The sequence below is a fragment of the Lacticaseibacillus camelliae DSM 22697 = JCM 13995 genome (genome assembly GCF_001436615.1).
Lineage (GTDB): Bacteria > Bacillota > Bacilli > Lactobacillales > Lactobacillaceae > Lacticaseibacillus > Lacticaseibacillus camelliae.
This window is the reverse complement of the sequence record NZ_AYZJ01000024.1, coordinates 22,770-42,227: the sequence shown is the minus strand read 5'-3', so window position 1 is coordinate 42,227 and position 19,458 is coordinate 22,770. Positions and strand designations below refer to the sequence as shown.

The 19,458-nt window shown below is 52.8% G+C and carries 18 protein-coding genes; all 18 read right to left on the bottom strand.

Annotated features, from left to right (window positions below; genetic code table 11):
- Positions 1-95: 95 nt before the first annotated feature.
- Positions 96-962: a DNA/RNA non-specific endonuclease gene (locus tag FC75_RS04865; protein ID WP_056989280.1), complete on the bottom strand. Its 867-nt coding sequence runs from the start codon at positions 960-962 to the stop codon at positions 96-98.
- A gap of 13 nt (positions 963-975) precedes the next feature.
- Positions 976-3,423, bottom strand: coding sequence for a DUF3991 and TOPRIM domain-containing protein (locus FC75_RS04860; RefSeq protein WP_156403578.1), 2,448 nt, complete (start codon positions 3,421-3,423; stop codon positions 976-978).
- A gap of 51 nt (positions 3,424-3,474) precedes the next feature.
- On the bottom strand, positions 3,475-4,731 hold the full coding sequence (mobP2, locus tag FC75_RS04855; protein ID WP_156314339.1) for a MobP2 family relaxase: 1,257 nt from the start codon (positions 4,729-4,731) through the stop codon (positions 3,475-3,477).
- On the bottom strand, positions 4,724-5,167 hold the full coding sequence (locus FC75_RS04850) for a hypothetical protein (protein ID WP_054663359.1): 444 nt from the start codon (positions 5,165-5,167) through the stop codon (positions 4,724-4,726). Before FC75_RS04850 ends, mobP2 begins: the two co-directional genes overlap by 8 nt.
- Positions 5,164-5,418, bottom strand: a complete 255-nt coding sequence (locus tag FC75_RS04845) for a hypothetical protein (RefSeq protein WP_054663354.1) — start codon at positions 5,416-5,418, stop codon at positions 5,164-5,166. Before FC75_RS04845 ends, FC75_RS04850 begins: the two co-directional genes overlap by 4 nt.
- Positions 5,419-5,729: 311 nt before the next feature.
- Complete coding sequence (locus FC75_RS04840) at positions 5,730-6,545, bottom strand: ABC transporter ATP-binding protein (protein WP_125706254.1); 816 nt, start codon at positions 6,543-6,545, stop codon at positions 5,730-5,732.
- Positions 6,546-6,560: 15 nt separating this feature from the next.
- A complete protein-coding gene (locus FC75_RS04835) occupies positions 6,561-7,181 on the bottom strand; it encodes a hypothetical protein (RefSeq protein ID WP_054663346.1) in 621 nt (206 codons plus the stop codon).
- Positions 7,182-7,195: 14 nt separating this feature from the next.
- On the bottom strand, positions 7,196-8,266 hold the full coding sequence (locus FC75_RS12985) for a C40 family peptidase (RefSeq protein ID WP_054663343.1): 1,071 nt from the start codon (positions 8,264-8,266) through the stop codon (positions 7,196-7,198).
- 2 nt (positions 8,267-8,268) lie between these two features.
- The gene (locus FC75_RS04825; RefSeq protein WP_054663340.1) at positions 8,269-10,176 is read right to left on the bottom strand and encodes a VirB4 family type IV secretion system protein; all 1,908 of its coding nucleotides are present in this window, start codon (positions 10,174-10,176) and stop codon (positions 8,269-8,271) included.
- Positions 10,163-10,753 (bottom strand): hypothetical protein, encoded by a 591-nt coding sequence (locus FC75_RS04820; protein WP_054663338.1) that lies wholly within the window; start codon positions 10,751-10,753, stop codon positions 10,163-10,165. The genes FC75_RS04825 and FC75_RS04820 overlap by 14 nt, the downstream gene beginning before the upstream one ends.
- A complete protein-coding gene (locus FC75_RS04815) occupies positions 10,743-11,072 on the bottom strand; it encodes a hypothetical protein (protein WP_125706245.1) in 330 nt (109 codons plus the stop codon). Before FC75_RS04815 ends, FC75_RS04820 begins: the two co-directional genes overlap by 11 nt.
- A gap of 6 nt (positions 11,073-11,078) precedes the next feature.
- The gene (locus tag FC75_RS04810; protein ID WP_056989278.1) at positions 11,079-12,971 is read right to left on the bottom strand and encodes a pLS20_p028 family conjugation system transmembrane protein; all 1,893 of its coding nucleotides are present in this window, start codon (positions 12,969-12,971) and stop codon (positions 11,079-11,081) included.
- The gene (locus FC75_RS04805) at positions 12,964-15,222 is read right to left on the bottom strand and encodes a VirD4-like conjugal transfer protein, CD1115 family (RefSeq protein ID WP_235808702.1); all 2,259 of its coding nucleotides are present in this window, start codon (positions 15,220-15,222) and stop codon (positions 12,964-12,966) included. Before FC75_RS04805 ends, FC75_RS04810 begins: the two co-directional genes overlap by 8 nt.
- Positions 15,223-15,501: 279 nt before the next feature.
- The gene (locus FC75_RS04800) at positions 15,502-16,086 is read right to left on the bottom strand and encodes a hypothetical protein (protein WP_056989276.1); all 585 of its coding nucleotides are present in this window, start codon (positions 16,084-16,086) and stop codon (positions 15,502-15,504) included.
- A gap of 11 nt (positions 16,087-16,097) precedes the next feature.
- Positions 16,098-17,186, bottom strand: a complete 1,089-nt coding sequence (locus FC75_RS04795; protein ID WP_054663324.1) for an ArdC-like ssDNA-binding domain-containing protein — start codon at positions 17,184-17,186, stop codon at positions 16,098-16,100.
- Positions 17,186-17,443, bottom strand: coding sequence for a hypothetical protein (locus tag FC75_RS04790; RefSeq protein ID WP_054663320.1), 258 nt, complete (start codon positions 17,441-17,443; stop codon positions 17,186-17,188). The genes FC75_RS04795 and FC75_RS04790 overlap by 1 nt, the downstream gene beginning before the upstream one ends.
- Positions 17,444-17,454: 11 nt before the next feature.
- Positions 17,455-17,952: a single-stranded DNA-binding protein gene (locus FC75_RS04785; RefSeq protein ID WP_054663317.1), complete on the bottom strand. Its 498-nt coding sequence runs from the start codon at positions 17,950-17,952 to the stop codon at positions 17,455-17,457.
- A gap of 2 nt (positions 17,953-17,954) precedes the next feature.
- Positions 17,955-19,457, bottom strand: a complete 1,503-nt coding sequence (locus FC75_RS12635) for an immunoglobulin-like domain-containing protein (RefSeq protein ID WP_056989275.1) — start codon at positions 19,455-19,457, stop codon at positions 17,955-17,957.
- Position 19,458 lies beyond the last annotated feature (1 nt).

The window sequence follows — 19,458 nt, the reverse complement described above, 5'->3', positions numbered from 1 at the left end:
ATAGGGCAAAAAAATAGCCCCGCCGCCCGCGTCGGCGACGGAACTAATGCAATTTTGAAGCATAATCATTCACCATGCGTAAACAGGTGTCGTCATCATTTTAGGCTGAATTGCCCAGTCTTATAGTTGATTTTAACGCCCGCCTGCTGGTTAAAGACCCAGAGGTTCAGGCGCAGACCGTTCGGATTTTTGAGGGACTGCACAATCACGTGTACGCCACGCGGTACCAACTCCGATCCACTATATATGGGTATGGCCTGGTATGCGACCGCTTCGTCCTGGTGCGCTTGCAGGTAATTTCGTGTGAGAGTCTCAGGATAAGCCATGCCGCCAGGGTTACGCATGTCGTTGGTGCCCACATTTTGCGCCCGCGTGCCAAGAATCACGTTGTGGGTTTGCATGTCTCCATTGAGTGACCAGGCGACCAGGTGCGACTTGTTGTACAAGTATCCCCGGTACCCCGTGAGTTGCACAATGCGGTTGTTATTGATGCCGCCATGCCACCCCTTCTCTACTGAGTCTTTCGTTGCCGTGTATTTGGCATGCAAATACTCGCCAGAAACTCGCGTTTCTTCTGGGAAGGCGGGCCGGCTGACAACACTACTGTTGTGAAACATCATCGACTGATAGGTAACGATTGCCGTCACGCCCTGGGTTCTCCCGGCGCGATCAAGAGTCGAGTAATCAGTCGTCGCTGTGATATAGCTAGGCTCCTTCAAGTCACGGCTAACAGTACGCGCGAACACGCCCTCAAACTCCGGTTTGTTGTCCTTCACCACCATGTAGTTCTGCGGATACTTTTTAATGCTGAAGGGTGTCTTGATTAAAGCGTTGTCGGCCTTACTGTTCTCCACCGTTGCTCCTGGGAGGAGGCTTGATATTCCATCCACCGCCTTACAGCCACTGAGTGCGACCAGGGCCGCACCCAAGGTCAAGAGGCGGCCCAAATACTTCGTCTTCATTGTTTCCGGCCCCCTATCGTCCGGCTGCTTGTGCGGCGGCCTGTGCGGGCTGCTGAGCTAATGCCGGAGCTTGCTTTTGCAATGCCTCTGCCTTGACGCCTGGTGCTTGCTGGTACTTTCGCTCGTCTTCTTTATCAACGGCGCTATAACCATAGGTCTTGATCAGGTAGGCCATCTCCTGCGGTGAGTCAGCCTCAAACAGACCCTTATTGAGCTGATTCGCCTGTACCGCTTTTAAGCGATTGTCACCATCTTGGTTCCGTTCTTGAATCACCTTCAGTGCGTTCTCTTCGTCCTTCTTGGCATAAATCCGGTCGATTACGCGGGTGGGAAACCCGCTCTCGTTTTGCACCTGCTTCAGTCGGTCGTTCCAATCTTTGATCTCATACCTTACCGGTTTCACGCCCAGCCTTTCGTACTGCCCAGCATATGACTTTATCTTGGTGATCACTGCATGTTGCATGGTTGGATCGAGGGCCGGATCCAGGCGCTTGACCAGCGCCTGATAATCCAGACCATTTTGGCCGGTCAGGTCGTGCATGAGACCGGCCAGCTGGCCAGTACGCTCTTCATATGCTTCACCGGCCGCCATTCCGTCGCTGTGAGTGAAACCGCCTTTCAGGCCAAACCAGTTGTTGACCTCCTTGTCGTCATGAAAGTTGGTTTCTACTTTATCCAGTGCGGCGAGCGGCTCCCATGGAACACCAGCGGTGGCGGCCTGCTGTTGCAGAACCTTTAGGCGTTCCTGTGGAATTGCCAGGTTATCAACCATGAAGTGCCCGTATGGAAGGGTCTCCCCGGTTTTGACGTTCACAAAAGCGTGTTTGTTGATCATCTCATCAAAGAAGCGGTGCCCGGCTGGGTCATTGTCTACACCAAAGCCGACCCGTTCGGGAACGGCGCCAGTGCGGGAATGAAAGTATGCCATTGCTTTTGTGACGGTCTGCGGCTTTAGTCCATCCATCGCAAAGAACATCGTGTCCTTTGTTTGCGGGTGCAGACTCAAGTACGATAACGCGTCGATTGGCGACTCAAAGACGTACAGTTGTTTCGGCCGACCGATGGAGAAGTTGAAACCGTAGTCCTGCTCTGAGTTCTTAGCAATCTGCTTGAAGGTACCGCGTGGGCCGTTGCGTTTCTTGTCGATCGTCGTTCCCTGAATCGAAGCGCCAACGCGCTCACCATCATGTGCCCAGACAAACACCGCGTTGCCCTTGCTGTCCTGTTGAATGAAGCCGCGCTGGTGAAGCTGATCCACAATCGAGGGATTTAGACCGCGTGCCAGCGTTAGGTAATCGCGAGCCTTGGTGAAATCTTGAGAGTTTTGAATGTCGTACTTAAACGGTTGCCGGTCTTCAGCAGCCACTTTGGTGGTGGAGAGACTGTCGTCGTTTAATGCGGTCACTGCCTTTTGGAAGTTATCGACGCCGACAACCTTCATCATGAAGTCGATGGTTGACCCCCCTACCTGGCGGCTGTTCCAAATGAATTGGTTCTTTCGGGCATTCACTTTCAGTGAATCGTGCTGATCCCAAGACCAATAATCACCTCCGTCATGTACCAAGTTCACGCCATTCTTGGCGGCAACATCAAGGATGGAAACTGCCTTGGCATGCAAGATCATCTTCTCCGTGATGCCCTTGTTAGCGGACTTTGGTTTTGCTTTTTCTACCGTCTGTTCTTCCCAGCTAGCCAGGTAGTGCGTGTCCGGCGAGGAATGCGGCAACTCACTCAGCAACGGGTTGTTTTCCCATTCCTTCAGCGTGTTTTGGCTAAATTCCAGGTGGCTCTGTGGCCCGCCGTCCTTAGCAAAACTGGTCAGTTGTAAATCTACATCTGGGCGGCTACTCTTCGTCAGTGTTGCATACAATCGCTCTTCACCATTAGCGTCTACCTGGGTAATCTTGAGTGCTTGCCCGGCGTGTTCGCGAAGCTGTTTGAACCACCATGCGCTGGCCTGATCAGATTTAATCATGATTTCATCCAGGTTCCCTGTCGCCGCGTGTGGTACCTCCGGTACGATTGATGCCGGGTCTCTTTGTTCTGAATGTTGAGGCTGCGACTGATTGGATGCTGGTGCAAGGGTGACGGCTGGCGTAGCCGCCACCACTTCATAACTGCCATCACGTACGACCTTCCGCTGCGCTGCGGTCAGATCCTGGCCTTCCATGACCAGTGCCTTTCCAGACTCAGCGACCAGGCGTACAACGCCCGTCGCGGCATGAACCTGGCCCCATGGTTCAACGTGCCCGTCGGTTACATCCAGCCCTGGGAAAAGGCCGAGAAGGTCGTTGTGATCGACGCCACGGGTTCCCATTTCATATTGACCACTGATGATACTGCCGTTGCGCAAAACAAAGATGCCTTCACGCGGGTTAGTCGTCAGTTCATCGCCAATATCGGCCAAGTATTTGAGAATTTGATCATCAGTGACCGGTGCAATCGTTGCTTCTGTTGCCATCTGTCATTCCTCCTTTTGAGCACAAAAAAATCGCAACCTGATTGGCTGCGATCATCGTTCAGGGCCATAGCCCTGATTCTGCTGACGCTGGCGGTCAGCTTCTTTTTCATCCTGCATTCGTTCATAGTCGCGCTGTGCTTTCGCACGCGCCTTCATGTCGCCGGAAAGCGCCCGGCGGATAGACGACAAGGCTTGGAAGATGCCCTGGTTAGGCTGGCCTCGCTGGGCCTTGTGGTTGGAGAGCCCGTTCGGATGCTCCTTCCTATAAACCGCGTCGTCTGTCTTTCTCATCTCGCTCAGGATCGAGTTGCCCATCCTGGCGTACAATTCATCATACTTACCGTGTTCGTAGTCTTTGGCCCGACCAGCTTCCTTACCTTCTTGACCAGAACCATACAGTGCCTCGCGAAAATCTGTCTCGGCCTTCAGCGCTTGATCAAACTCTTGCAACTCATTTGCGTGATACCGCTGCATGAATTTGGAGCTAAACGCGTCGAGCAGCGGTCGCGCTTCTTGAAGCGCGTTCATGTTGTACTTCCACTTCCGCTTATCGTCAGGAAGCGCTTTGTAGATCTGTTGGTACAACCGCAGCAAGTCAAAGTTCGGGAGCTTCCCCCAGTCATAGTCATGCTGCGGAAGCTCATTACGTATCAGGATGGAAAGTCGAGCAAGCGACTGATCCCGGTTGATTAACTCATTTGCGATTGAGGACTTAAAGGCGGAAATAGTCGAGCGTTTTATCATACCGTTTGCTGCCTCTTTCACCTGGCCTTCGGAATCATGAATCAGGATACTCTGGCGCGTTGGTTCAGGTTCTACAAACGCAATATGCACGTGAATGTTGTCAGTATTGAGGTGAATTGATGCTGACCACACCGCCGTGTTGGCTAAACCTTCATTGATTAGAAGACCACTCATGCCATTACGAATTGTCTGTTGTATTTTCTCCTGGTCGAGCTGCTTGCTTTGCAGATTATAAAGCCCGTGGTCTGCGAGAAACCGGTTATCGAAACTCACCACGGTTTGCCACATTAGCGAGCCGTTTTTCTGTGCGAGCGCAAACTGTCGTTTCAGCTCGGTGCGTTCCTCCTGCGTTAAAGAATCCTTACCTGCCGTGAACAACCCTTTACTCTTTTCTGGGTTATTCATGTAATAGTTGTAGCCGTCGAAACGGTTAACGTTCCATTCCTTGAAGTGATCACCGCGCATTGCGTCCGGCCTATCCATATAGTTCACGTAACCGCTGAACTTCTTGTCGGGTGCTGGGACAAATTTCATTACGGTCACGATGCCAGGTGACTTACTCATCACCATCACCCCGCGTCGATCTCGTTAGCTTATCCTTGCGTGCGACCTGGTAAGCATGGATTTGATCTGCGACCTGCTTCTGTGTTGCGGTAATAGATTCCGCCATAACATCGGTCACCGGAATTGCGTCTTCCATGCCACTGATAATCAAATACGAGTTGAGTAAATTAGTGAGCACACGCACGTTCTTGTCTACATAGCCCGTCCGAATACGAATCGGATCGAGCTGAGGTTTAACCTCCTTGGCGATTGCTTTTGCAAGGTTCTCTTGGTCAGCGACCTGCCGTTGCAGTTGCCGATATTCTACAAAGAGATGTTGCAGCCCATCACCAAGCGTACGGATGCCATTTTCCTTCATGTAGTCGGCTAGCCACTCCCAAGACAACCCATTCTTGGAGGTGTCCTCAAGCATGATGTGCTTACGAACTTTTGTCATAGTCCCTCCTGTTTGTTGCCAAGAACAGCGACGAAACTGTTAATGGCTTTTGTCGATTCCGCAATCACCGTTTCGGCTTTGCGCAACGTTTCCTCCAGGCTTTCCTTGTCGTGATCGCTGAAATATTGCGACGCCGAGGTGTGGATCAGTTGTCTCAGGAATTGCTCTCTTGAGACTCCTTTTTTTGACGCAGCGTCGTCGATGACCGCTAGATCTGCACTACGAATGTTGCGAATGATTGTAGTTGCCACGTTGCCTCCTCCTTCCATATAAGGGTGCACTGCTTTCTACTGCCGCTTGCGGCGGGGCGGTTCAAAGGTCTGGCTGGGGCGAAAAGCCCAAGCCATTTGAAAGAGCATAATAGAAATCTGCTATCACATTGTGATAGAACCCGCAGTGCGGGTTGATTCTGGGTGATAGCGGAATTAGGCCCTAAAACCCACGTTATAGCCCGCTACGCCCACGGACCCAAAACACCTAAACCCACGATTCAAGGGCCTATGCCCACGCATTTTCAGCAAGGCCCACGATAACCCATGAAAAACCCACGGGGATTTTCATGCTATTCCAACTGCTTCTGGTACTTTTCGCGCGCAATGCGTGCAGATTTAATTGATTTTTGTGCAGATGCCCGTTCGGTTTTCTGCGTCTTTAGCGAGGTTTCGGTGTCCGAAATCTTCTGTTTTGTTGCGGCCTTTTGCGATCCGGTTTGAACGGAAAGCGACGCTTTCTGCTTCTTCAAAGTAGCCTTGAGCGTTGCGATATTGGCGTCAGCGTCCTTCACTTTCTGACGGTAGGTAGTGATGCGCTTGCCGTAGAAATGAACCATGTAGGTGAAGTATTCCTGCTCCAATGCGCGACTCGATGGTGTCGAACTATGATCAGAAAGAGTCACCTTTTGGATACTGATTGGCTGAGAAGATGACATGGAAAGGCCGCCGTTCAGTTGCTTGTTTGTGCCAATGGCAACGTACAGACTCGTCTGCTTATCAGGTACATTCTTCACGACCAAGGCGTAGAAATCTTCGCTTACCTGAACCAGTTTTGCTGGTAGCTTTTCGCCATTACCAGCACTACGAGTGCGCACGTTTGCGGTGATTGGTTGCAGCGGATCAATCTGGTTATCCTTCACATAGAGGTTCAACTGATACGTCGTTTTGTTGGCGTAGCGTGACGCCCCAGCGAAAGTGAATTGGTTGTCGCCTTGGGTAAAAGACTGATCTGGTTTTACGCCACTTGCTGTGCTGCTTTTGGGAAATAAAAAAGCCACTGCAAAGGCAGTGGCGACAACGACGATGATTCCTGCGAGGAGATAGATGAACTTTTTCTCGGCCCGATTCTGTGGCCTCATCGTGATTGTTGAACTAAAAGCACTCAACACTTCTCCTCCCTTCTACTGTTGGTTCATAGACACGCCAGGCTCCATTTCTGCGTAAACATACTCACTCCACTCGGTAATTTTCTCGTCCTTAAAAGTGAGGCGATAGAGGATGTCCTGCTTCTGTGGATTCGTGTTCCCGGCTCCGCTCAAATCGAATACCACCCGGACAGTTGCCTGGCGTTCATTGCCGTTTTCCGGCTGAATCTGCACGTCTCGGTTGTACCAGGTCGTGCTCCAACGGAAGTTGTCAGCGGCCATGCCGCCGGTCGGAACGACCACGAGGTCGTCGGCAATCTTCTTCGTTGAGATGGCCTCAATATCGTCGTGTTGCTTACGTGCATTCTCATAGAATTGTGTGTGCAATGTGACGAAAGCCTTCGCGCGTTTGGTGATTGTGTCGTTGCTTGCCTTCAAAGAGGCAAGCTCTTTTGCGTCCGCTTTTTCAGCTTGCGAGGTGCCGGAATCCTGCGGCGTTGACGTCGTGGTCGTCGTCTTGCCAGCGCCTTTATTCACCACAACATTGGTGCGCGGTTTTAAGGCTTCCTGATGAACCTGGTACCATCCGAACCCGGCTGCGCCGGTGGCTAGTACTGCCCAGGTTGCTAACCCAAATACGATTTTCCCATTTGCCATTTCCTAACTCCTCCTTATTTGACTCTGCCAAAGCCGGCAAAGTGTGCTTGCCAGTATGACGATGTGTAGGTAGCAATATTAACATTACTGCCCGCTGCGTTGATCATTTGCGTACTTGAAAGCACGATACCAACGTGGGTGATACGCGGCCCAGAATACGTGTGCTCAAAGAATATCAGATCACCGGCCTTCACCTCACTCTTGCTTAACCGCTTGGTGGCATCGTACTGATCCTGAGCGGTACGAGGCAAGGAAATTCCGGCCTTCCGTAGCGCCCATTGTACCAGGCCACTACAATCAAATCCGGTCGGGTTTGCGCCGGAGACGTTCGCGCCAAAGACGTAAGGCTTGCCGAGCTGTGCGCTTGCTGCGGCGTAAGCTTGATCAAAGTAGCTCATCTTGTCTCCCATAATCTTGACGTTAGCGTTGCTCGCTCCCTTGCCGGTGAGCAGCGCATCTGCGTCCGCCGGGGTCATGAATTGTTTAATGATAGAGGTCACGGCCGATAACCAGCCGGAGTTCAGATTTCCGGGATCGTTGCCAGCCCCAACTGGTGCATAGGCTTGTTGGAGAGCAGTCAGAGTGCTCAGCCCACGCACAACGACCAGGTTGTGAAGCGTGGCTGCGGTGCCGTCGATACCCGCCTCAATGCTGCTAAAGTGAATCACCTGGTTACCACTCATCTGACCACTGGGATTGTTGTCTACGCGGACAGCACGGCTGGTGCCCCAGCCAGACTCGTTAGCCATGATGGCGGCAAAAAGCGCCGGATTGACGCCTGCATTTTGCGCTGCGGCAATAGTGTACTGTTCCTGGTTAGCCAGCACGCCATGCCCGAACCCTTTATCCCAGGCAGCATGAAATACCGCCGCGTCGAAAGCCATGTTGGTCAGCAAGCCGCCGCTCCCAGCGTCAGCAGCCACATCTTCAGCTTCTCGACCCATATACGCATCGACACTGGCGAGAATGCCAATCATCAGCGACAGCCCCAGGAGAAGAACCGCCGCACCCAGGCCGAGTGGCACCAGCCACTTACGCCAACGCCACCCGGCCCAGACGCGCCGCATAGTCGTGGATTGCTTCATAATCAAGCACCCCCTGCAAATACCCGCAGTTCATCATCTGTGACCTGGAACTGCATGTGCAGCTTGCTTGGCCCGGTCAGCAGATAGCATTCCCCTTTATCAAAATTTGGAATCGTCGCGAAGTCTTGCTCGGTCATAATGCCACCGAACAGACGGCGTAGAATCCCAGGATTCTTTGCAGTCTGAATGGTGGAAACGTCGTGCTTCAAAAGTACCTTGTATTGGCATAGGGAATAGATCTGATTGAGGGAGTTGACCGCCTTGACCATATCCCGATCAGAGACATTGCTGCCGTTTGGAAACATACGCTCAAGACGCTGCGTTGCTAGCACAATCGCGCCGAACATCTTGCGGTCTTCAGACATCAGCTTAACGAAGAAGTCGGCCGCAAATGCCTTATCAGTGTTCAAGATCGTGTGGCATTCATCGACGATAATCAGCCAGTGCTGAACGTCCTCCAGTGTCTTTTCGCGGTGATCGTAGGCCTTCTTCTCGCGGCGGCCCACTGCCATACAGTTGTTGTACGAGTCCATGATGGCGTTGTAGATAGCCAGGTCTTGGATTCCTTCTTCCATCTGGTCAATCGTATCCAGCTGATACGAGACCAGCTGGACATCTTGCAGGGGCGGCAGCGACGAATACCCATCAAAGAGCTGGCCATACATCGTCGCCAGGCGGCGAAGCGTCAATAGAATGGTGTTGTAATACTTAGACATTTGATCGTCTGGCTCATCACGGCGGCGCTCCTCAATGTAGGCGACAATATCGCTCAACGTCGGATAGTCCTCGCTGGCTAAGCTAGTAATCGGCTTAGCCCCTTTATCCAGGTACCCGTTGGACTTGTAGTATTGATCGCACAGTGTACCAAACACGCTTGCTGTTCGCGCGTCCGCATCACTGTCAACCAGTCGGTACTTGATTGAGAGGTTGCCAATATGGGCCCGGTAGGAAGCCGTCACGTCCACGTCAGCGGTCTTTTCATCAACAGCGGTAGGATAAACCTGAAACATGTTGATTCTGCCCTGGCTCCCGTCCAGGTTGATCACAGTACCACGGAAGCGGTGAACCAGGTCAGCAAACTCACCAGAGCGGTCAAAGACACGCACCATATCCCCGCGGATTGCCCGCTCCCAAAGCATCTTTTTGATCGACGTCGATTTGCCTGAGCCCAAGTCGCCACTCAGGAACGTGTTGTAGTACGTCCGCTGCTGGCTGACTCGGAACATATCCCAGTACACGGTGCCGCCAGTAGGCGTATAGCCAAAGTACGACCCATACGGATCGTCCAGGCTAGTTTGGTTGTGGGCAAACCCTAACCCCATTACCTGGCCGCTCAATGGGAGCCCTTCGCGGCGACTGGGGAGCTGACGCTGCGCCGTCATCGGCAGAAACATCGACTGGTACTCGTCCGCATTCTCGTCCAAAAAAACAGCGCCCTGATAGGCGCTGCTGTCGAGTCGCCCGATCACTCGGTTGACCTTGGTATTCAATTCTTCAAGACTGCTAGCGTAGACGTAGACCCTAATATGCACCTGCTTGATCACCTCACCTTGCTTGTTGAGCGCAATGCTCAGGTCACGCAATGGGTCTAGCTCCTGGTCAATCAAGTCGCGTTCCGTTGTCGTATTGGCATGGGAGCGCTGCACCTCAAGCTCAGTTACTGAACCCTCAATGCGCTTCTTGTAGTTGAGGTTTTGATTGGTGAAATAGTCCACCGTGATGGTAACCCCGGCAATGCTGGTAATCTCCTTCAGCCAAAAGTCAGTGAACGTGTCGGGGATTTCATACACGTGTACGCAGGCCAGGTAGACGTTTCCTAGACGCGTGTAGTATTCATTGCGGGTGTCTATGCCCCCTTGCGGCTGAATGCGGTAAACAAACGAGTCATCCAGTCCTTTATTCTTCTTCATGTGCAATCACCCCCGGATTATTCATTAAGTGCAGCATGGTCTGCTTCTCTACCGTGGTTGTCGGTTCAAAACCGTAGATGCTGCTGTACTGCAAGGCTGATTCAATGTGTCGCTCAAGTTCTGGCACGGTATCACCAAATACCCAGATCCAGCTTGAGAGCTTGCGATAGTGACTTTCGAGATACTGCATGTTGAGCAATTCTCTTTGCAGCATCTCCAAGCGGAACGGGTCTCGCGTGGTCTCAATCAGATGCCGAAAGTAATGCTGCTGAGTCTTGTTGGATTCCGGGAAGTTGAGGAAGACCTCTTTCACCGAAGCAGAATATTGGCGCATAAACTCCCAGGATCCGGCCTCAATCTGATCAGCCTCTTCAAGCGTCACGCGATCTAGGTCATATTTCTTAGGCTTGAACACCTCCGCATAATAGTCTGAAATACCGGCGTGTAGGGTGAGATACCCTTTCTCCGTAATACCGGTAACGGGGAATATCGCCGTCACCTTCGTCTTTTTATCTGCAATCGCAGCTGACTGTTTGTCTTGCTTTTGCTTGCGAACAGATACAGCATCAAAGGCCATGTTTCTCCCCCTCTCTAAATAGTAGACGCCACCGCGGGTTATCAATACTGTGGTAGACCCGGCGCGGCTTACGCAATACCTGCCAGATGACCTGGTAGGTTTTCTTCTCTGGAATCCCTGACGGCGAAACTAGGATATACGAGATTCCCGCCCCTAACACCGCCGGAAGTAGCTGAAGCACCGCAGGAAAGAGATGCGAGAAGGCCAGCCATGGAACCCCAGCCGCAGCAAGAATCACGAAGAAGTCGGTAATTGTGAGGTGGCTGCTGTACTGGTTCTTAATGTTGATCTTCTTTGAGAACTGAACTTGATGGTACATACACATTTACTCCCTTTCTTCCATATTTGGCTGGTGCGGTGCGTCATCCAACGCATGACCAACTGGGTGACGTTTGACCTCTTGGTTCGCTTCACGGATCAGCGCGCCTTGGTTTTCGCCTTGGCGATAGACCCGGTGCATGGTTTGCACCGTTGGCGACGTCATCAGCTTTGCTTGAGCACGCTGGCCAAGCGTTTGCTGCGTCGCAGCTTGCGGTTGATCACGCTGCAAGGCCGCCATCGCGCCTCGCGCTTGAGCCCCAGTCACGCCAGGCATCGAAGAAGCGATCACTTTTGGCACCTGGTGTTTAGTGCTACTCTCCGGTAAAGCGGGGGCCTTGCCAGCACCACTCTTTTGCGCTTGTAGGCGTTGCTGCGCAATCCCTGTCGGCAGCCCCGTCTTAGTCGAAATCCTCTTACCGTTGGCCAACGGCGGGTGGAACGGTACTGCTCCTAACTGCTTTCCATTCGGAACAGCTGCGGGTTGAGTGCCAGGTGCTCCCCCGCCTTCTGAAAGATTAGGCGCGCTCTCTGTGTCGCCCGCAGGCATTCCAGGTACTTCACCGGTCACTTCTGGCCCCGACGCTTTGCCGGTACCAGGTGCAGCCGCAAGTGGTGAGGCCGGTAGATTAGGCTTGGATAGCAGCCCCATACCCGCGCCAGCAAGACCGGCACCGGCCACCAAACCGCCCTTGGCGACGTTTCCAGCCGTCTTGGCGACACCTTTAGCAAGATGCCCAGCACCGCGTCCCAACGTACCCAGGCCACGACTCGCGAACATCACGTTGGTCATGGTCTGTGCCATCGACGCAACGCCCGCGTCGATGCCAAAGATTGCCTGAATGATGTTCGGCCCGTCGATAATGAACAGCGCGGCCCCAATCATGGCTAAAATCTTGGTTCCCGGCGTTAGACCCGCTTGATTGATATACCCCAGAAACAGTCCGTAGAACTGAATTAGGACGTCTAGCAGGAACAGTACGACGAAACTGTCACGCAGCTTCGTGATTAACTGCCGATTGCGCTTGCCAGAGTCTATGTCAGTCAGGGCGATTCCTTGAGTGAGTAAGCCAATGAAGCCTATCTCCATCTCAATCTTGACGACTTTGAAAATAGTAATGATGGTCACCAGCAGCACGCAGATAATGCTGAAGAATAAGTACCACGGCGACCAGGAGTAGCGGTAGTAATGATCATCGAGCTTAAACATGCCGGTCATGTTGTGCAGCTCCCAGGTTCCATCTGAGTTCTTCGAGACCTGGTGAGTCAGGATGCTGTTCCCGTCAGAGCTGACCTGAGAACCGCCGTACCAGTGCCCGGTATCAACCTTTTCGTTGATGTTTAGGAGCTTCACATCGCCCATATCACTAATGGCGTTACGCTTCGCAACGCTAGGCAACGTCGCTGTCGTACCGGAATGCTTCCACCCCGCCTTGTCCAGTGAGTACACATCGGTAATGTAGCTTTTGTACAGTGATACCACCACCGGCGAGTCAACGGAGTTTCCAGCAATCCCGCTGTTGACTAGCCCTGTGGCCTGAGTCATAAAAAAGGTCGTTCCAAAGAACAGGAGAACCGCAACCAGAAAATTGTTGCCTTTTTCTTGGTAGTCAACGCGCTTATTGTGAATGAACATGAGGCCTGCCCAGGCGATTGCCACCGCGGCGAGCGCCCAGATTGCTGCATTGTAGGTTTTAAGAAAATTCTTGACCCCGCTGTACTCCCAGAAGTTGAGCAGCTTGTACATTTGGCGAAAACTGCTGCTAACTACATTTGTCAAAGTGGCGAGTCCCAGAATGATCACATTGCCAATGTACCGCAGGCCGTCACTGACCATGTTGGAGACATGCAAATAGTCACTGTATGCCCGTAGAATCTGAATGATTTGTTGATCACCCATGAGCTCCCTCCTTCTTCTCAAACTGCGCCAACTTGAACATCATCCGCAGCGCCTTATACAACTCAGGCTTATCCTCGCGGTGGCCAGCCAGATACGCCTGTGCCTGGCTCATGGTATTGCCACGCCAGAACGCCGCATTCTCATCGCTGTCGAGCCACTGCTCAGTCTGGTCATGAACCATTTTTAATTGGGCCTCTGTCAAGGCCACTTCGATAAATCTGCTATCCTCACTCACGAAGTCGCTAACGTTCTGTGTCAGCGGCTTGTCGTCCTCGTGGAGATCAGCAACAGGATCTTCCTTTTCCTTCTGACGTGTCTCAGCCGCTGCTTTAGCAGCCTCGGTACGACTCTCAGTGACTGTGACGTTCCCACTGCTGTCTTTCTGATAGGACGAATGAACGTTGTCGCTGCTGTGCACCTCAAACTGATCTGGCTCGTTCTTTAAGCGCTCCGCTTGGTCTAAAGTCGTGGTTGCGGTCTCTGCAAATTCATTCTGCGAGATGGTCAACCCATCGAGTTTGGTGCCCGCATGTGATGCCAGCTTGTCACCGTTGAGTTCTTCAAAGGTCTGCGGGTGATCAAAATCCTTCAGGTACTGATACTGAAAGAGCATGTGATCCTGGTCAGCCTGATTGGCGTAGATTGGCTTTGCGCTAATCTGCGTACCATCAAGGGCCCGCCGCTGCTTCCCACGGATCAACACCCACTCCCCTTCTTTGAGCTGGCTCAGCTCCTCAGGGGTCATCAAATCGCGAGCCTGTTCAGACTCGCTGTATGACTTATCCATGCTCATGGGATCGCCAGCCCGATTAGGTACGATAATGGTCTTTTTACCAAGCAACCGCGAGAAGTATTCTGCGTCTTCTTTCCCATCGGCCAGGATGTCGTACTTATTCCCGCACGCCGACAACAGCGCCTCGGCACCGCGATCACCGTACTTATCCTTGAGCTGCGCGATAGATTGGAAGACCAGGTAGTAAATGAGACCACGTTGCAGGCCAACGTTCATATAGCGGCTCAGCCCTTCTATCGTCGGGATATTAGCCACTTCTTCTAGGACAAACTTGACGCGCCGCTTCAAACTAGACGTCTCAGACAGCGTGGCAGCCTTTGACAAGACGTAGGAAATCTGGCTGATCAGCGTTGAAATCAGTGAGTAGTTGGAATCGTCATAGTCAGGATAGACAATGAACAACGCGACCGGCTTGTTGCCGTTGGCAATATCCGCGAGATGAAGATCATTGGTCGCGGTCAACTTGCCGATTGCACTAAACGTATAGTTTTTGAGCTTGGCCATGGTTCCGGTGTAAATCCCGGCCCGTGTGATACCTTGCGAAAAGGTGATCGTCCCGTATTGCAGCTTTGCGGGGTCATTGACTTCCAGCTGGCTGAAGAACATATCCATCTTCGTGTCGCCGTTCTCGTCAGGGTTTGACCCTAACTCGTTTAGCATGACTGACACGGTGTACATCGTGACGCGCTCCGGTGTGTTCTTGATCTTGCAGACTCTGCACACTGCCAGGATCAATGCGTTGGTGAGCGCGATAGATGCCTCCTCCCACATTGGATCCTTAGCATTAGGATTGTGAAACAGGGAATAGCTCAGCGTATTACACAGAAGCTGAGCCTCATCATAATCACCCTTGTCGTAGGCTTCCCAAATCAGCGCCAACGGATTGTAGCCAATGGAGTACTCGGGCGTAACCAGGTTGAACACGCGAACATCATAGCCGTGCTGCTCAAAGGCAGCCTTCGTATTCTTGACCATATCGCCTTTCAGGTCGGTGACAATGACCGAATCTTGCTTTGCTGCGCGCATAATCAAGTCCAGCACCGGGTATGTAAAGGTCTGGGTCTTACCTGACTGGGTACCCGCGACAACGGCCGCGTTAGTCTTGTTCGTGTCAATCAGGTCATATCCGTTCTTCGGGACGGGCCCGATTGTGCGTCGCCCTTGCCTCTTCTCTCGTCTAGCAACAACCGCATCGAACGCTTTCTTCTGGCGAGGGCCACGGGAAGAGGTGACATGCAGGTTGAGTTTTTCGGCAGCCTCCGGCGTCACGTGCACTTGCGGCACGCCGGAGTACCCATCATAGATGGAGCCGTCGAGCGGTACCGCCACACTCTGCTCCACAAGATCAGATAACGGTGTAAAGGCAGCGGTGCCCATTGAGCCAAGGTTAAGATCACGGTAGGCAATACGCATTTGGTAAAGCAGCTTTGGCACCTTCACCAGCCACACAAACAGCACAACAACCGTAACGAGCCAGAATAGACCGCTTGTTGACGGTAGGAACCAATTCAACGGTGCAAACACGGCGCCGATTCCTGACGCGCTTGTGATCGTTTTACCCTGGTTGAAACTTGCCAGAGTGGCTTGAAAACTACTAAATAGGTACTCAAGCAAGTGGCTTGCCAAGCACCCCAGACACCATGAGATTAGAAGCAGAAAAGCCCCTGTACCGGTGATTACATCACGCCGCGACAAAAGGCTTTTCCATTGTTTATAGTCAATATTCATTTCGTCGTTTCACCCCCTTCGATCGACCGCGACGTGCTGCCACCAGAGCTGGATTCTGTCAAATATTGGCTTTCCGCCGATGGCTACTGCGGAGACACAAGTGACCGCAAGAACCAGTGACCAGGCGGCGGGAACAGTAGAAAGCACATAGCCAACCAGCAGTTTGTAAGCCACCACCACCGCTAGCGTAAAGGCCCCAAGCCCTCGCATGGAGAGGCCCAGTGCCGCATTGAGCAACTCAATTAGGGTCATGCCAGCAGCCAACAACCCAAAGATGATTAGTACAGCGACTTGGATCTGCGGAGTGACCAACAGCTTCAGTGCAAGCCAACTTGTTGCGCCTAGAAGCAGGAGATCAACGACTAGGTTGAACCAAGTGGCTAGCTTGCTGTGGGTCATCTCATACCGCAGCTGTCGCTGCTCTTCAGACAAATTGTCCTCAAACAGGATGGTGCCTTGCTTAATCCACACCCCCTGGTTGGTCTGAATCCCAACGACCGGCATTCCAGCGCGCTCCAGATCAAGAATGCTGTCGTTTAAGCGCCGCTGGAACGCCTCATTCGATAGTGCCGCGATTGTTTTGACTGCCTTCATGTCCTCAACTCCTAACTTCGTGCTAATTGCTTCGGCTTAGCAATTTGCTTGCCTGCGTCCTTGGCCTGCTGCGGTGCCAGCCCATCCTGGATAGACTCAATCAAGTCTTTTGAAACGCGCTGCACGTCGCCCATGATGGCGGCTTGCTGCTGCTCCTCGTTCCCTTCTATCGTCTTTAGGTTCTCTGTCCAGGAGGCAATGTAGGGCATCGCTTCTTCACTTGTGTCAATGCCCAGCGACTTGCTCACAACATAGCTGGTCATTTCGGCCTGGAACTCCATAATGTCGCGGTACTTATTTGACTTGGTATCCTTTAACGCCCAGAACTTTGATGCTCCCGCATGATCTGCATTGTGCATCTTTGCGTGAGCCAGCTCGTGGATTAAAGTGGCCGCATATTCGGGATCACCGAGATTGTTCTTCATCACAATCTCTTTGGCTTTGCCATCGACGTTGATTGTTGCCCCTTTGGCAGCCCCTAACTGGTAGGACGGAAACTCCGTCGTCTCGGGACTAGTCACCCGGATTCCTTCCTGCATGGCGACCACTTTGAGTGTTTCGACCGCCTTCTTGGTCCCTTCGGGGTTCGGATTATCAAGATCAAATGGCCGGTTCGGGTACAGGTCAGGGTAATCTTCTGGCTGTGCGTTGGTCTGCAACACATCAAAGACGTTCCCCAGGTTGTAAAACCGGCTCGTTATGGTCTTGAGTGCATCAGGGTCAGTCTTCACCCGCGCCTGTAATTCTTTGCTTAGCTTCGTAAAGCTCAAATACTGCTTGGAACTAGGATCGCGGTAGAGCTTCAAGTCGTGCGGCACCAGAATTTTGAGCGCGTGTTCGCCCTTCTGCACTGAAAAACCTTTATCCTTCCAGAACTTGAAGGAACCGACCAGCCCGGCCTGTTGAAACTGGGATCGAATCAGCGCCACGTTTCGAGGTGAATAGTGATACCCGGTGGCCATGAAATCCAAAAACGCCTTGCGCTCTTCCGGGCTACTTGACTGCAACTTGATCTTCGGCAAGGCGTCTTTTACGACTTTGGCAACTTCTGCTTTGATCTGTTCCGGGGTCTTTGGCGTATATGCCCGTTTAGCGGCCATTACTCGACCACCTCCGTCATAAAGCCTTCTCTCGTCAGGTAGGCGGGGCTTTCTGGTTCTACCGAATCGGATTGCACCTCGCGGCCAACCTCCCGGTAATCAATGCCCTCCTCGGTGCCCGCTTCGGCCATGATCGCCTTTAAGACTTCGGCCCGCTCTGGCGTCACAGTAATCGTCAAAGGCTCACCGGTGGCAACATCCTCACCAACCACCTTCTGCCCATCTACCGAAACCAACATGATTAAATCGTTATTCATAGCAGCCTCCTCTACCAACCCTGGTACGGCGACTGTGCTTGTGGCGTCGGTTGCTGAGTTGGGGCCGCTGACGGTTCTGGTTGCGGCGCTACGGGCTTAGGCTGCGGCTGTGGTGCTGGCTGGGCCGGAGCCTCAGGTGCGCGTTCAAATTCCGGCTGGATGGCCTGCTGCAGCGGCTTAGCGACCTCGCCTGGCTGGTAGACCCGGTAGAAGTCATAGCCCCTTAGGCGGTAGGAAACCGCCTGGCTGCCATCATCGCGCTTGAACTCACTGCTTTGGAAATAGCCATTAACCACAATCACGGCACCTGGCTCTACTTCGTCAAGGAAGCGGGTGGCCGCCTCACCAGAAAGGGTGAATGGAACTTTGTTCGTCTCGCTACGCCCAGTGTCAAAACTGCGTTCATTGGAGAGGTACCCGTTCACGTAGGTACGGCCGTTGCTATCATTACTTCGCGTCTCCGGCATTACACGACCCATAACGGTCATGTCATTCATCATCTTAGTCATTGCTATTCCTCCTCGGTTACATCCGCGCTGTCATCAGCTGCCACAGTAACCGTGACTTCTTTAGTTGTGGTCTGTCCAAACTTGTCAGTCGCTGTGTAGGTCAACTTGTAGTCACCTGCCACAGCCGTATCAACGGAACCATCAACGGTAACCCTTGCCTCACCGTAAGGGCTGGTTGTGGTTACGTTAACCAGGGCATCAAACTGATCACCGACCTTGAGCGTCGTTTGCACCTTAGCAACATCCAAGCTCGGCTTGTCGGCCGTGACGTTAATCGTCACAGTCTTGGTCGTCGTCTGCCCGAACTTATCGGTCGCCGTGTAGGTCAGCTTATTTTCGCCAGGCTTGCTGGTATCGACGCTTCCGTCTACCTTGAGGTCAGATTCGCCATACTTGCTGGTTGCTTTGACACCCTGAAGGGCATCGAAGTTAGTGTTGATTGCGATGCTCGTGTTCTGGTCGGTAGTGTCAATGACTGGCTTGTCAGCGTAAACCGTGACTGTGCGTTGCTTGGTGACCGTCTGCCCGTCACTATCGGTAACAAAATAGGTCAGTTCATACTGACCAGGAGTCGTTGTATCAACCTTACCTTCAGCAGTAACCTTGCCCGTCACATCGCCGTCTTGGAAGTCGGCAGCGTGAACGTCTTTCAAGGCGTCGAAGGTTGTACCCACCTCAACCGGATTGTCATTCAGAAACACGATAGAAGGCTTGTCGTTGATTACTGTAATCTCACGCGTCACTGATACGGTGTGCCCCTCGCTATCCGTTACTGAGTAGGTAACGGTATAGGTGCCTGGCGTGTTCTTATCAAGCGTGGTTGTATAGCCAATCGCGTTTGTCAGATCGCCATCTTCTGGGTCACTTGCCGTCACGCCGAGCCGGAAATTGACTGATTCCTGACCCTTGTGCACCGTCATCGTCGCCGGTGCGCTGATGGATGGTGCCTGGTCAGGTGTGGTTACACCAGAATCTGAGCCTCCACCATCAGTGCCCCCGCCGGTCTGTCCGCCATCACCAGGAAGTGTCCCAGGCTGATTGCCAGACGTGCCGCTGTCTCCACCAGGAAGCACCTCCGGTGTTGCTGGCTCAATCGGTTCTGGTGTTGGCTTGGTGGCATCCGTTGCCAGTGCCACAAGGCCCTTGGTCTGATCAGAGTTGAGGTTGTCTGCTAGCTTCTGCACGCCATTGTCGAGCAGGACTCCGGCCACGCCATTGCCCTCATCGTTCTCCAAGAGTGTCGGGAACGCGTCCTGGATAACAGACTTGGCGCTATCGTCCTTGTTGCTTTGCGAGTCGCTGCCAGCGGCCTCCTTGATCACTGACTTCACGGTATCCTGCTTCTTCTTTGTTGCAGGCTTCGCTGTCTTTTCGGTCTGCTGCGCTGGCCCCGCCACCGCCTGATAGATACCGTAGCCACCACCACCAAGCACGGCGGCTGAAATTAAAACAGCCGCAAGAATCTTGCGGCTGCCCTTCTTCTCTTGTTCTGGTTCCTGTGCCATT

Bases quoted from the DNA above. Each gene is read 5' to 3' on its own strand.
- FC75_RS12985 (WP_054663343.1), bottom strand. From the start codon at position 8,266: ATGAAGCAATCCACGACTATGCGGCGCGTCTGGGCCGGGTGGCGTTGG.
- FC75_RS04825 (WP_054663340.1), bottom strand. From the start codon at position 10,176: ATGAAGAAGAATAAAGGACTGGATGACTCGTTTGTTTACCGCATTCAG.
- FC75_RS04790 (WP_054663320.1), bottom strand. From the start codon at position 17,443: ATGAATAACGATTTAATCATGTTGGTTTCGGTAGATGGGCAGAAGGTG.
- FC75_RS04835 (WP_054663346.1), bottom strand. From the start codon at position 7,181: ATGGCAAATGGGAAAATCGTATTTGGGTTAGCAACCTGGGCAGTACTA.
- FC75_RS04865 (WP_056989280.1), bottom strand. From the start codon at position 962: ATGAAGACGAAGTATTTGGGCCGCCTCTTGACCTTGGGTGCGGCCCTG.
- FC75_RS04795 (WP_054663324.1), bottom strand. From the start codon at position 17,186: ATGGCCGCTAAACGGGCATATACGCCAAAGACCCCGGAACAGATCAAA.
- FC75_RS12635 (WP_056989275.1), bottom strand. From the start codon at position 19,457: ATGGCACAGGAACCAGAACAAGAGAAGAAGGGCAGCCGCAAGATTCTT.
- FC75_RS04785 (WP_054663317.1), bottom strand. From the start codon at position 17,952: ATGACTAAGATGATGAATGACATGACCGTTATGGGTCGTGTAATGCCG.
- FC75_RS04850 (WP_054663359.1), bottom strand. From the start codon at position 5,167: ATGACAAAAGTTCGTAAGCACATCATGCTTGAGGACACCTCCAAGAAT.
- mobP2 (WP_156314339.1), bottom strand. From the start codon at position 4,731: ATGAGTAAGTCACCTGGCATCGTGACCGTAATGAAATTTGTCCCAGCA.
- FC75_RS04815 (WP_125706245.1), bottom strand. From the start codon at position 11,072: ATGTACCATCAAGTTCAGTTCTCAAAGAAGATCAACATTAAGAACCAG.
- FC75_RS04860 (WP_156403578.1), bottom strand. From the start codon at position 3,423: ATGGCAACAGAAGCAACGATTGCACCGGTCACTGATGATCAAATTCTC.
- FC75_RS04800 (WP_056989276.1), bottom strand. From the start codon at position 16,086: ATGAAGGCAGTCAAAACAATCGCGGCACTATCGAATGAGGCGTTCCAG.
- FC75_RS04810 (WP_056989278.1), bottom strand. From the start codon at position 12,971: ATGGGTGATCAACAAATCATTCAGATTCTACGGGCATACAGTGACTAT.
- FC75_RS04820 (WP_054663338.1), bottom strand. From the start codon at position 10,753: ATGGCCTTTGATGCTGTATCTGTTCGCAAGCAAAAGCAAGACAAACAG.